The sequence below is a fragment of the Synechococcus sp. MEDNS5 genome (genome assembly GCF_014279875.1).
Lineage (GTDB): Bacteria > Cyanobacteriota > Cyanobacteriia > PCC-6307 > Cyanobiaceae > Synechococcus_C.
The window spans coordinates 1,366,225-1,377,999 of sequence record NZ_CP047952.1 but is presented as its reverse complement, the minus strand read 5'-3'; the positions used below and the strand labels follow the sequence as shown (position 1 = coordinate 1,377,999).

Annotated in this window: 18 protein-coding genes; 14 read left to right on the top strand and 4 right to left on the bottom strand. The window is 58.8% G+C overall.

The window, feature by feature from the left end; genetic code table 11:
- Nucleotides 1-92 precede the first annotated feature (92 nt).
- The 7 genes from SynMEDNS5_RS07420 (at nt 93) to SynMEDNS5_RS07400 (ending at nt 4,881) form a co-directional block, all read left to right on the top strand.
- Nucleotides 93-305, top strand: coding sequence for a hypothetical protein (locus tag SynMEDNS5_RS07420; protein ID WP_186582804.1), 213 nt, complete (start codon nt 93-95; stop codon nt 303-305).
- Between the two features lie 13 nt (nt 306-318).
- Complete coding sequence (locus tag SynMEDNS5_RS13115; RefSeq protein WP_255440065.1) at nt 319-801, top strand: mechanosensitive ion channel family protein; 483 nt, start codon at nt 319-321, stop codon at nt 799-801.
- Nucleotides 802-840: 39 nt separating this feature from the next.
- On the top strand, nt 841-1,290 hold the full coding sequence (locus tag SynMEDNS5_RS13110) for a hypothetical protein (protein ID WP_255440064.1): 450 nt from the start codon (nt 841-843) through the stop codon (nt 1,288-1,290).
- Nucleotides 1,287-2,000: a trans-aconitate 2-methyltransferase gene (locus SynMEDNS5_RS07410; RefSeq protein WP_186582803.1), complete on the top strand. Its 714-nt coding sequence runs from the start codon at nt 1,287-1,289 to the stop codon at nt 1,998-2,000. The genes SynMEDNS5_RS13110 and SynMEDNS5_RS07410 overlap by 4 nt, the downstream gene beginning before the upstream one ends.
- Nucleotides 1,997-3,634 (top strand): peptide chain release factor 3, encoded by a 1,638-nt coding sequence (locus tag SynMEDNS5_RS07405; protein ID WP_186582802.1) that lies wholly within the window; start codon nt 1,997-1,999, stop codon nt 3,632-3,634. Before SynMEDNS5_RS07410 ends, SynMEDNS5_RS07405 begins: the two co-directional genes overlap by 4 nt.
- 259 nt (nt 3,635-3,893) lie before the next feature.
- Nucleotides 3,894-4,115, top strand: coding sequence for a hypothetical protein (locus SynMEDNS5_RS13105; RefSeq protein WP_255440063.1), 222 nt, complete (start codon nt 3,894-3,896; stop codon nt 4,113-4,115).
- A gap of 76 nt (nt 4,116-4,191) precedes the next feature.
- Nucleotides 4,192-4,881, top strand: a complete 690-nt coding sequence (locus tag SynMEDNS5_RS07400) for a CPP1-like family protein (RefSeq protein ID WP_186582801.1) — start codon at nt 4,192-4,194, stop codon at nt 4,879-4,881.
- Here the strand turns inward: SynMEDNS5_RS07400 and hslO are convergent, their stop codons facing one another.
- A complete protein-coding gene (gene hslO / locus SynMEDNS5_RS07395; RefSeq protein WP_186582800.1) occupies nt 4,882-5,790 on the bottom strand; it encodes an Hsp33 family molecular chaperone HslO in 909 nt (302 codons plus the stop codon).
- 21 nt (nt 5,791-5,811) lie between these two features.
- Nucleotides 5,812-6,444 carry an ABC transporter ATP-binding protein gene (locus tag SynMEDNS5_RS07390; RefSeq protein ID WP_186582799.1) on the bottom strand — a complete coding sequence of 211 codons (633 nt, stop codon included), beginning with the start codon at nt 6,442-6,444 and terminating at the stop codon, nt 5,812-5,814.
- Nucleotides 6,445-6,536: 92 nt separating this feature from the next.
- On the opposite strand from SynMEDNS5_RS07390, the gene SynMEDNS5_RS07385 reads away from it, so the two are divergent.
- Both SynMEDNS5_RS07385 and SynMEDNS5_RS07380 read left to right on the top strand, forming a co-directional pair.
- Nucleotides 6,537-6,986 carry a DUF3531 family protein gene (locus SynMEDNS5_RS07385; protein WP_186582798.1) on the top strand — a complete coding sequence of 150 codons (450 nt, stop codon included), beginning with the start codon at nt 6,537-6,539 and terminating at the stop codon, nt 6,984-6,986.
- 6 nt (nt 6,987-6,992) lie between these two features.
- A complete protein-coding gene (locus tag SynMEDNS5_RS07380; protein ID WP_186582797.1) occupies nt 6,993-7,748 on the top strand; it encodes a 16S rRNA (uracil(1498)-N(3))-methyltransferase in 756 nt (251 codons plus the stop codon).
- On the opposite strand, the gene SynMEDNS5_RS07375 is transcribed toward SynMEDNS5_RS07380, so the two are convergent.
- Together SynMEDNS5_RS07375 and SynMEDNS5_RS07370 are read right to left on the bottom strand one after the other, a co-directional pair.
- Nucleotides 7,736-7,927, bottom strand: coding sequence for a hypothetical protein (locus tag SynMEDNS5_RS07375; RefSeq protein WP_186582796.1), 192 nt, complete (start codon nt 7,925-7,927; stop codon nt 7,736-7,738). The two genes, SynMEDNS5_RS07380 and SynMEDNS5_RS07375, sit on opposite strands and share 13 nt — an antisense overlap.
- Before the next feature lie 20 nt (nt 7,928-7,947).
- Entirely contained in the window at nt 7,948-8,343 is a 396-nt protein-coding gene (locus tag SynMEDNS5_RS07370) for a hypothetical protein (RefSeq protein ID WP_255440061.1), read from the bottom strand.
- Between the two features lie 65 nt (nt 8,344-8,408).
- Between SynMEDNS5_RS07370 and SynMEDNS5_RS07365 the strand changes: the two genes are divergently transcribed.
- The 5 genes from SynMEDNS5_RS07365 (at nt 8,409) to SynMEDNS5_RS07345 (ending at nt 11,773) form a co-directional block, all read left to right on the top strand.
- Nucleotides 8,409-9,176, top strand: a complete 768-nt coding sequence (locus tag SynMEDNS5_RS07365) for a TIGR00297 family protein (protein ID WP_186582795.1) — start codon at nt 8,409-8,411, stop codon at nt 9,174-9,176.
- A 394-nt stretch (nt 9,177-9,570) separates the two neighbouring features.
- The gene (locus SynMEDNS5_RS07360; protein WP_186582794.1) at nt 9,571-10,509 is read left to right on the top strand and encodes a GIY-YIG nuclease family protein; all 939 of its coding nucleotides are present in this window, start codon (nt 9,571-9,573) and stop codon (nt 10,507-10,509) included.
- 88 nt (nt 10,510-10,597) lie between these two features.
- Nucleotides 10,598-10,834, top strand: a complete 237-nt coding sequence (locus tag SynMEDNS5_RS07355; protein ID WP_186582793.1) for a hypothetical protein — start codon at nt 10,598-10,600, stop codon at nt 10,832-10,834.
- 121 nt (nt 10,835-10,955) lie between these two features.
- On the top strand, nt 10,956-11,177 hold the full coding sequence (locus tag SynMEDNS5_RS07350) for a hypothetical protein (RefSeq protein ID WP_186582792.1): 222 nt from the start codon (nt 10,956-10,958) through the stop codon (nt 11,175-11,177).
- A gap of 71 nt (nt 11,178-11,248) precedes the next feature.
- Complete coding sequence (locus tag SynMEDNS5_RS07345) at nt 11,249-11,773, top strand: hypothetical protein (RefSeq protein WP_186582791.1); 525 nt, start codon at nt 11,249-11,251, stop codon at nt 11,771-11,773.
- Nucleotides 11,774-11,775 lie beyond the last annotated feature (2 nt).

Sequence of the window (11,775 nt, the reverse complement as noted above, 5' to 3'; positions counted from 1 at the left end):
GGGGCAGCAAGGGGTTGGCGGCACCACCCGCAGTGTTCAGGGCGCGGTGTCGTCGGCCTTGGCAGCATTGGCGACATTCCCGCTCCTGGTCGATGCCGAAGCAAAGACGCATTCCCGCTGGCTTGTTTTCAAGGCCAGGGCGTTTTCTGCTGATGGTCTGCCTGTCTTGTTTGCTGGGCCTGTCGCCGGTTCTGGGGCAGCCTCAGGCTCCTGGTGCGCCGTCTGGAACGAGGTCCGCAGGGGATCAGCTGATTCCGATCGAGCAGCAGCCCTATTTATCCCCAGCTCCAGCGGGATGCGGATGATTGGAGCGATGTGGTGCTGGACCAGGTGGTGGGAGATAGCCCTCGCTCCACTCTCTTAAATTTCTACGCCGTGATGGCCGAGGTGGGGCAACGGGCCGACCGACTCGGGCAGGCCCCTGGGGCAGATCGTGATGGAGGGTTGGCGAGACAGGAGCAGATTGACGACACTGAACTTCTGTTCAATCTGTTCGCTGGACTCTCGATTCAAACCGACAGGCCGCTGCGCGTTGGTGAATTTTGCGAGGTGGGAGGCACGCTCGGGTTCGTGACAAAAATCGGTCTGCGGTCGATGGAGCTGCAGACCCTGGAGAGTCGCGTCACCATCCCCAATTCGGTGGCAGATGAAGCCACCATCATCAACTTCTCCCGGAGAGGACTCAGCCGGGATCGTCCGCCGACGCAGGGGCTGGAGGTGCGTCTTCCAATCCGTGATCCTCTGTCTCCCTATCAACTCGAGGAGCTGTTGCGGCAGGCCCGCAAGTTGCTCCAGCGGTAGTCATTTCAGGGGCAGCTGGCTGCGTTGCATCAGCCTGTGGTGAGCCTGGGCCCCGCCGACGATGGCGCGAACGAACTGATTGTGTTCGTGATGGTGGAGCTGCATGGGTGGGAAGCCTTCCTGCGCGTGCGGGAAACCTTGATGCTTGCCCTGGAGGAGCTACTCGAGCGGGTTGATCTCTCAGAAATCCTGGTGGGTGTCGCTTACAGCACCACCTCCGAGCAGCTGCAGCGAATTCCAGAGCTGCTGCGTTCCGTGGTGGCTGAAGATCCACAGCTCAACTACGAAGCCTGCCGGCTCGTGCGCATTTCGGCCTTCAGCTACGACCATGAGCTCGAAATCTCGTCCACGCACGATCTGCATGACGATTTCGAAGACAGCATGCACCGCCTTAACCGCCGCATCCTTGCCATCCTGGCCGCCAACGGCATCGAGATTCCCTTCCCCACCCAGACTCTCGAACTGCATTCCACCGACTCGACGCCATGATCCCGCGCACGCCCGAGCCGGAGCTCATGAACGAACCGCAACAGGTGCAGGCCTATGCGGCAGCGGACTTTGAATCCAGCGACCAGGCTCTGGTGGAGTGCATCGACCAGCTGCTACTGGATTCGGGTCGTCGATTCGTTCCTGGGGATTGCTTGGTCGATCTGGGTTGCGGTCCGGGCAACATTAGTGAGCGACTGGCCAGGCACTGGCCAACCTGTGCGGTAGTCGGAGTGGATGCCGCCTCTCAGATGATCGAGACGGCAGAGTCCAGCCGTCGTCGGGCCGGCATGGCTCGCGAGCGCCTCCGTTACGTTCTGGCTCCGCTTCCCTGGCATGGTCTTCAATCCCAGGCGACTCTGATCGTGAGCAACAGCCTGCTGCACCATCTGCATGATCCGCAGAAGCTCTGGAGTTGCCTTCGCCCGCTGGCCGGCGATCAATGCCTGGTTCTGCATCGAGATTTGAGGCGCCCATCCACGGCGATGGCCGTGGATCAGCTCTGTGAGCGCTATGTGGCAGATGCTCCGGAGGTGCTCCAGAGGGACTACAGGGCTTCGCTTCAGGCCGCGTTCACGGTTGAAGAGGTGAAAGCGCAACTGCGGGACGCTCAACTCGATCACCTTCAGGTTCGAGAACTGGAGGATCGCTATCTCGAAATCAGTGGCTGGATCGCGGGCTGTCAGTCTGGTCTTGATCAGCCCAGCGCATGAGCACGGAATCAGGTCCACAAGACGGCAAGGAACTCCTGGAGGCGGTGGCCCGTCGCAGAAATTTCGCGATCATTTCCCATCCAGACGCCGGCAAGACCACCCTGACGGAAAAACTGCTGCTGTACGGCGGTGCCATTCAGCAGGCGGGAGCTGTGAAGGCTCGGGGTGAGCAGCGCAAGGTGACCTCTGACTGGATGGAGTTGGAAAAGCAGCGGGGAATCTCGATCACCTCAACGGTTCTGCAGTTCGATTACACAGGCAACACCATCAATCTGCTCGATACACCGGGGCACCAGGATTTTTCAGAGGACACCTACCGGACCCTGGCGGCGGCTGACAATGCCGTGATGCTTGAAGATGCGGCCAAGGGGCTGGAGCCTCAGACGCGCAAGCTTTTCGAGGTCTGTCGGATGCGGCAGATTCCGATTTTCACCTTCATCAACAAGATGGACCGTCCGGGGCGTGAGCCTCTGGCGCTTCTCGATGAAATCGAAGCAGAACTGGAACTGACTCCCTGGGCAGTGAACTGGCCGATCGGAAGTGGCGAACAGTTTCGTGGCGTGATCGATCGGAGGACCCGTGAGGTGGTGTTGTTCAGCCGCGCTGAACGCGGAAGGCAGTCAGAAGAACGTCATCTGTCTCTGGATGATCCAGAACTTCTGGATCTGGTGGAGTCCGACCTCCTGGATCAGGCGGTTGAGGAGATGGAACTTCTGGACGCTGCCGGAGCAGAGCTCGACCTGGAGCTCGTGCATGCCGGTGAGCTCACGCCGGTGTTCTTCGGGTCTGCGATGACCAATTTCGGTGTGCGTCCGTTCCTCAATGCTTTTTTGGAGATGGCGCAAAAACCGGTGGCTCGTCTCGGTCATGACGGGCCTGTTGATCCCTTGAGCCCAGATTTCAGTGGCTTCGTGTTCAAGCTTCAGGCCAATATGGATCCACGCCATCGCGATCGTGTGGCATTCGTGCGGGTGTGCAGCGGCAGGTTTGAAAAGGACATGACCGTTCGCCATGCGCGAACAGGCCGCTCTATCCGTCTCTCCCGGCCCCAGAAGCTCTTCGGTCAGGATCGTGCTGTGGTGGAGGACGCCTATCCCGGGGACGTGATCGGCCTTAACAATCCAGGCATGTTTTCGATTGGGGACACCCTCTATGTGGGGCCCAAGGTTGAGTACGAGGGCATTCCCTGTTTCAGTCCGGAGATTTTTAGCTGGCTGCGCAATCCCAATCCCTCAGCCTTCAAAAACTTCCGCAAAGGGGTGAATGAGCTGCGGGAGGAGGGCGCTGTTCAGATTCTCTACGACACCGATGAGAGCAAGCGCGATCCGATCTTGGCGGCCGTTGGTCAGCTGCAGCTTGAGGTGGTACAGCACCGTTTGGAAAATGAATACGGCGTGGAGACCAGGCTTGAACCTCTGGGCTACCAGGTGGCCCGTTGGGTGAATGGTGGATGGCCAGCGCTAGAGAAGGTGGGTCGGATCTTTAACTGCAAAACCGTTCGCGATGCCTGGAACCGCCCGGTGTTGTTGTTCAAGAATCAGTGGAACCTCAATCAGCTGAATGAGGAGCACCCGGCTCTTGAGCTGAGCACGGTTGCTCCTGTGGTGAGTGGCGTCGAGCCGATCAGCCTTTGAACCAAACATGGATCAGGGCTTGTAGCCAGGTCCTGACGTCGTGGGCAGCAGCCTCGGGCCAAGTGCCTGGTTCAAACGCCAATGGCTGGCTTTCACGCGTGGATGGGGTATGGGTCAGGGTTTGCATTACAACCTCTTTCATCTGCATTCAGTCTTAACCCACTCTTTACTCGCGTCAGGTGCGGCTGTCCGTATCCCCGGATGGTCCTCACGGCAGCAGGTCCAAATCGCCAGACTGCGTACTCTCGTGCGGTGTGGTTTGGACACCCTCTGGCTACTTCGGCCCTGTGATGACGGAGGGACGGATTACGTTTGCTTCCGTGATTGCAGAGATCGCGTGGAGGTGCTTGAGGGATATCATTTGCCACCGCAGATGCCGTTGATCAAGCATCGCCAGTTGCTTCTCAGCGCGGAAGTTCCAGGATGTCGCCATCGGTTTGAACGTCAGCAAGGGTTTCGCCACGGTCCTCCCCTGTTCTGAATCGTCTTTTGATGGCGGTTGATCGACTCGCCTGCCCTTCTTCCTCGATAGCCTTAACTGAGCAGAGAGACCACCGATGGCGGCAGGGCTGAAACCCGGTGACGACACCGACGGACAAGATCCTTATCAGCAGTTGCAAATTCGATCCGATGCCAGTTTTGACGAAGTTCAACGGGCTCGTGATCGCGTTCTCAAGATCTGCGGAGACGATGCTGTAGCCCGCGCGAAGGTCGAAGCCGCTTATGACGCCGTCCTGATGGATCGTCTTCGTGATCGTCAGTCCGGCCGACTGAGTGCTGAGGCAGCGACTGCATCGCGCGTGGAGCGTCAGCAGGCCGAGGGAAGTGTTGTGCAAACCACCAATGGGCCGGCGGCTCTGCTCACCCGTTTCCGCAATCTTTCGCTTCCCGCTCCTTCTTTCAAAGGATCGGCAATGGTGCCGGATCTCACGCTTGTTGAAGGTCAGGGTCTTGTGGTCCGCCTCTCCCTTGGCGCGCTCGCTCTGCTGCTGTTGCTGTTTGCGGTGCAAACGATCGAACTGCTTCTTGCTTTGGGAACGATCGGTTTGTTTATCAGTCAGATCCGGCGTGGACGCCGTCCCCTCAGTTCCCTGGGTTGGAGTGTCTTGCTGCTGATCCTGGGGCTGGTTGTCGGGGCTTTGCTCAGTGCTGCGGTGGCTGGTTCTGGTCTGCCTCTCACCGTGGAACAGTTGCAAGCACTGCCTGCCCTGCTATTTCTTCTCGCGGGAACGCTTCTGCTGGCCTGATCAAGTCAGGGTCTTGATCAGTGCCTCAAGCTCAACCTCATCCACCTTGTACACCTCGCTGCAGAAGTGACAGGTGAGCTCTGCTCCTCGATCGGTTTGCAGCATGTCGGTGAGCTCGTCATGGCCGAGCAGGGTGAGTGCTCCCAGGCTGCGCTCTCTGCTGCAAGGGCAGTGGAATGCCACCGGTTGTATCGATTCGCCGCTTGGAATTGGTTGCGGATCCAAATCGGGGAAAACCTGTTGGATCAATTGCTCAGGATGATCAGCGCAACGGTTGAGCTGCTCGCTGAAGTTCTGAATCTCACGGCAGCGTTCCTCGAGTAAGGCCACCAAGGCCGGCTCTTCGGCGGCTTTCGGGAGAACCTGCACCAGCAGTCCACCGCTGCTCTGCAGGCCGTCGCTATTGATGGTCTCACCCACGAATACGGCGGATGGCGTCTGTTCGGAGTGCAGGAGGTAGGACGCCAAATCCTCACCGATGCATCCGCTCACCAGCTCCACCGTGCTGCTGAAGGGTTCACCCTTTCCTTCGTCTCGCACGACGTGCAAGTAGCCCGTTCCTGCGGCCGTTGTGAAGTCAAAACTGGCTTGGCCGTTGGTTGACAGAACTGGATCGAGTTCCAGTCCTGGATTGCCCACATAGCCACGCACCCGTCCATCCCGACCGGCGTCCACCGAGAGACCTCGGATGGGCCCGTCCGACCCCAGCCTGAGATTCACGCGTCCGTGGCTCACCTTCATGGAACTGGCCAGAAGCAGCCCCGCACTCATCGCCCGACCAAGCATCACAGTGGTCAGGTAGGACAGCCCGTGACGAGCTTGGGCATGCCGGGTTGTGTCGCCGGTGGTCACGGCGACAAGCCTGATTCCTCCCCCCGCTGCGGTCGCCCGCACCAGCTGATCAGCCATGGCCTCCCTGCATCGCAGCGGTCATGGTGACAGAGGGAGCAGATGGCCGTCGCGCAGCTGCCTTTGCTCGCTGTTCCAGCTCAGGAACAGTTCCGGTTCATGGGTCACCACGATCAGAACACGCTGTCTGGACAGGTTGAAGAGCAGATCCAGCACCTCACCACGAACCGACCAGTCGAGGCCCGCGGTGGGTTCATCGAGGAGCAAGACCTCCGGTTTCCTCAGGAGCTGCACGGCCAAGGCCAGCCGTCGTTGTTGCCCACCACTGAGCCGCTCCGGAGCCTGTCGGCTGTCAACTCCATGCAGTCCAACCTGGCTGAGGGCCTCAATCTGGTCGTCACCACTCAGTCGGCGGTGACCCAGTTTCAGTTCCTGGCCCACGCTCAGTCCCAGGAAGTGGCGTTCAGGGAATTGGAAGACGACACCGCAAAGCCAGCGTCGCTGGCGTTGATTCAGAGTTGATCCCTTCCAGTTGATGGTGCCGGATTGGGCTGCCACCATGCCGCTGATGATCTCCAGCAGGCTGGTTTTACCACTGCCGCTTTCTCCTGAAATCAGCAGGGGACTGCCCTGTTGTGCCGTCAGGGACACTCCTTCAAGAATGGTTCTTCCTGAAGTTGCCGGTTTGTAGTGGATATCGGTGAGTTCCAGCATTTCCGAAAACGCGCTGCATCCCCCTAACAAGGCAAACCCAGCATGGTCGATCCGCCAGAAGCCAGCGATGATGCGGGGGTCACCTGAAGGCCATGCACGTTCGCTTCCGAGAGGTTGATCCCTTCAACTGCTGGCTCTGGCTGCGCTTCAGCGAAATTCCTAGTCAGGGGGAGCGCAACTACGTCGATGGCATCTTCGACAGCTGGTATGTGCTGGGGCGGCTCGGAGGATTCAATGCGGAATCCATGCAGGTGCATGAGGAAGGTGATGAGCTCAGTTGGATGAGTTACGACAATGATGAGTCCACCTCAGTGATGCCGGCGTTGATGCACAACATGGGTCAACTCGAGTACGAGCAGGACTGGGCTCGTTGCTGGGTTGATCTTGGAACAAGTGACGGGTTTTGCCTTGATGTGCTGATCAATGCCTTGCGTCAACTCGATTCCGATCTTGTACAGATCGAGGAACTGTTGATCGGAGGCGTGAATGAGGATTGGCCGGTTGAAGACCATCCAGACAGCATTTTCCCCGGCATGACTTGAGCGGCTGTGGCTGAGCGACGGCGGCTGCTGATCGAACCCGCCAGGCTTCGGGGTGCTCAGGCGCTGAGCCGCATTGGGCTCACCGTTTCGGAAGCGCGTTATCTCAAGCGGGTGCTCCGCCTGCGGCCCGGTGCAGAGGTGCACGTCGTGAGTGGTTGCGGCCAGTTGTTCAGCACGCGACTCACTGCCGAGGGTGATCTTGCGCTGGACAGTGATCTCGGCGCGCTCTCTCACGCCGTTGCAGCACCCCAACCGCCGCTAGGGCTGGCCGTGTCCTTGATGCGTCGCGGCATGGATGAGGTCATGCGCATGGCCTGCGAGCTGGGGGTGGATCGCTTGCAACCTCTTCAGGCCCAACGCTGTGTACCGCAGGCGGAGTACAGGCCTGATCGCTGGGGGGTGATCCTGCGCGAGGCGGTTGAGCAGTGTGAACGTCTCTGGGCTCCTGAGCTCTTGCCTGTTTTGTCCACGGACGAGTGGTGGGGCAACCTTTCAGCGGAGAACCTTCGCTTGATCGCGGTGACCCGTGATCAAGCGTGTGCCGATCTGTCGCCCCTCTTGGCAGCTGAAAAGTTCTTGCCTGGTGGCTGCTGGATCACAATCGGTCCTGAAGGTGGTTGGACCAGCACAGAGCTCCAATCCGCTGCCGAGGCTGGCTGGTGTGGTGTTGGCCTTGGCGACACGATCCTGCGCAGCTCAACGGCCGCAGTGGCTGCAGCCACTGCTCTCTGCAGTTGGAGACGAGAGCTTCAGCGCACCTGACGCTTGTAAGCATCCATGAGCTGGCGACCCTGGACCCCCATCCGGCGCAGCCGGGCGATGCGTGCGTTCGTTAGTGGTTGCTCGCGGGGCGACCTGGGCCTGGTCTCCTCGGGATTGACACGATCACTGAGCCCGATCCAGCTCAATAAGCCAGCTGTTCGCTTGGATTTCAACGTCATCTCCGGTGATTAGGCCTGGCTCAGCTCTTGAACAGCTCGGAAGCCATCGAGCGGAAAGTGGAGAGATTGCGACCGGGCTTGCGCTTGCTAGGGCGAATTCTGGTGCCGGGCTGAAGGGCTTCCGGCGCAAAGGTGACGTATTGAACGGCCGGACGGGATGCTTCGGCAGCAGCCAGTTCCGCGGCGATGGCCTCGGCAGTGGTGAGTGAGGGTTTTGGATCGGTGCTGGTGGACGTCGCCTGAACCATTTCTGCAACAGGCGCTGCTGCGCTGGCCGTAACGTCCGATTCCTCGGGGGATTCGGGCACGACTCTCACGGTGCCGAGCTGGAGTTTCGGAGTTCCAGCCGCCTTCTCCGTATCGAGCTCGAGATAAAAACCCTTGCGCAGCAGCACCATGCGGATCTGGAGTGACACCACTGATGATTATCCGCGCAAGCGAAGCAATCAGCGTTGATGCTTAGGGCAGTGCAACACAAGCCATGGCCTTTCCTTCGCCAGATTTTCCAACCCAGGAGCCGATGCTCTGGCTGACGGCGTTGGTGGTGAACGGTGTTCTGATTAGCTTGGCGCAGCGATTTCCTGTGCTGACCCGAGCCGGCTGGTGTCATGCGGGACTTCTTGGCACCGTGCTCTGGGGATCCTTGGGTTGGCGCGGTTGGCTCGCCGTGGTGGCCTATCTGGTTTTGGGCTCGCTGGTGACCAAGCTCGGATTCGCGCGCAAGCGAGATCTGGGTCTTGCCGAGGCCCGGGGGGGACGGCGCGGTCCTGAGAATGTCTGGGGTTCAGCCTTCACCGGTCTGGTGCTGGCGATGCTTGTTGCTGCTGGACTGGGATCAGAGCATCTCTTGCTGATCGGTTTTGCCGCCAGTTTCGCGGCCAAGCTTGCCGATACGTTCGGCAGTGAAATTGGTAAGCGCTGGGGGCGCACCACCCTGCTGATCACCACGTTGCGGCCGGTCCCGGCCGGCACTGAGGGGGCTGTGAGCGTGGAGGGAACCCTTGCCAGTGCTGTTGGCAGTCTGTTGATGACCGTGGTGATGGCACTGCTTGGTCTGCTCACTTCGGCATCCGCCATCGTGCTGGTGTCGGTTGTTGGACTGGTGTCCACGCTGCTGGAGAGTCTGCTGGGGGCCACAGGCCAGGGCCGATGGCCCTGGCTTAGCAATGAACTGGTCAATGGCTTGCAGACGGCTTGGGCTGCGTTGTTAGCGATGGCAGCGGCAGCACTTTTGGGAGTGATGCACTGATCGCTGATTCCGCTCTGCAGCGCAGGTCCCGCAGTGTGTCGCGCAGGATTTTCGATAAATTCCGGCGATCCATTCGTTCCCTCTCAGCCAGCTGGCTCAGGGGAATGCCGTCGATCCAGTACGACCAGAGCCAGCGGCGATGATCGGGATCTAGGCCTTGGAGGGCCTCCTGCAACCAACGTTGTTGTGGGTCCTGTCCATTGCTCCCAGCACATGGAAGCTGATCGATCCGTTCGCCTGCATCTGTTGCTTCTGCTCTGTCTCCCCTAGAGTTCGGCGCGTTCAGCGACACCAGGCGTTGATCTTGATGGGCGCTCTTCGCCTGCTGCCAGCGGCGAGGGGACACTCCCAGAGCGGCTGCAAGATCTATATCGCTGAAGGGTGCCTGGCCTGCATGCAGGCGCTGCTCCTGCAGCCGCATGCCGCGGCTGTGCAGATCGCTTTATGTCCAACGTATGCCACGCACCCAAAACCCGCAGGAGCAGGGCTAATGCAATTTGCTTGGAAGGGGCAAACATTCCCGACATTCCCTGGGAATCAGATTGACGCGCTGGCACCCGAATGCCCTGTGGTCTACGGGCTGGTGACTCCAGAAAACGAGATTTATGTGGGTGCATCCAGAACGCCTAAGGCGCGGTTGCGTGCGCACCTAGCCAGTTCGAGCTATTCCGATTGGCTCAAACGTCTAGTTGAGCGTGCGAAGCCAACGCCAGATGGCTGGGAAAGAATCAGCTCCCGTTGGTGCTGGACAAGCGAAGAAGACTTCAAGAAACTCTGCGGCGTCATGCAGTCGATGACCCGCTGGTGCGTTTTGCAGGTTTTCGACGACGACTGTTACGCCGAAGACATCGGAATCGCTGAAAAAGCCTGGATTAAGGCCCTGGAGGCATCCTTAAATTCGCAGGAGTCAAAAGGCACTTACTACAACGGTGAATCCCGCGGTCTTGGCACGCAGGAAATTGCCAACGCTGTGGAGGAGCTGATTCCGGTGCTGCCGACGATGAAGCCGTGGCAACCCCAAAGCCCTGCGTTCGACCCTTCGATGTTGGTGGGCGAGATGAAAACAGCTGGCCTCACGGTTGTCGACAAGCCCAAGCCACAGGGCGATCGGTATTTCGAGCTGAGCGAAACGGATGTCGACGCGCTGAACAGTGTTTTTGAGTTCGCCTACTTCTGTCTCGATATGAAGCGAGAGTTGGTGCCCGAGGTTTCGCGGATCGGCGCTGACATCGAGAAGGTCGAACTGGTGCTGGCCGGCATCGACAAAGAGGTCGCCAGTCGAAAGCGCCATCGCGAACGCGGTTTCGATGCTTTCTGGCGGGAGGTGGCCTGATGGCAAAGCCAAAACTCGACCCACAACTGCTTGATCGCCATTTCTTCCGAATCCAATCGGCAGAATCAGCCAATGAGCAGGAGGCAGCATGACAGCAACACCGATCCCAGATCTCGATCAAGCCTGGCGCGATCATGCGATCCAGGCAGCAGCAGTGCGAGAAGTTGCTGAGGATTTGGACTCTGTACTGAAGCAGGCTATTCGTTCGCTGAAGGCTTACCGGCTGCACAAGACTCGAACGACAACGCCAGAGTCCTGTGACTACGGGCTTTTGGTTGATTTGATGCTTGAGATGGAGAAAACTATCCAAAATCCTCGCTGTTAATAGATTACTACAACCCCAAGAGTTGCAGTGGCGCGTGATGATTAATCCGCGCCTTTTCTATTGGCGTCGGTGTTATCAATCACTATCATTTAATTAGGGCAATTGCCTCTTTCCTTCCCCCATGTCCAAGATTTTGAGAGAAGATCTTTCGGATTTTCAAATCCGCGAAAAGTCGTTCCCGTGGGCGGCTGAAATTCAGGTCGGTGCACGAATCACCCAACCGATGAAAGCTCGGCTGACGAAACTGACTGTGGCGCAGGGCGTCTCCGAGTCTCAGCTGATCAGATTCCTGCTCATGAAAGGATTGTCGGAATACGACATCGACGCGCTCAAAGCTTCGTAAGCATCAAAAAAGCGCCCCAGTCGAAGGACGCTTTCTCTTCATCGGTTTAATTTCTCCTTCCCCAAGGATCCATGTCCGACTCCTTTACTTTAAATGATCAGAGCCCTGCTGAAAAGGACCGGGCTCAACGTGTTGAAAGCATCATCGCCAGCGCCGAGCGTCTCTACCGCTTGGAGACGGCCCGGCCCCACTGGCCCACAGAAGGTTCTGACCTTAGTTTCCTGCTTCCAAAGCACGATCGTGCATACAGCTGGGAAACCTGGCAGCTCTACTTCATCGACTGCGCCATCTGGCCAGAGTTCTACGAAACCGGCACTGTTCGGCCACTAAGCAAGTTGCTGCACGGGTCGATGCAGTTGCCGAAGGTTTATCTAAAGGCGGCTCACCACCGTCTATTCGGTGAGAAGACTGACTGCCCGACACTGACTGGAATCACCACTGTCGCGGCAGCACTGTTCAACCCCGCTTTTGCAACACACGGCCAGGGCTACACGCGCTGCACCTGGTCGGAGATTGTGCGCAAGGCGAATGTTCTGCACGAGCAAGAACTGAACGCCCAGCGGGAAATGGAAGACCTAATCAAGAACTGGGGTTGATT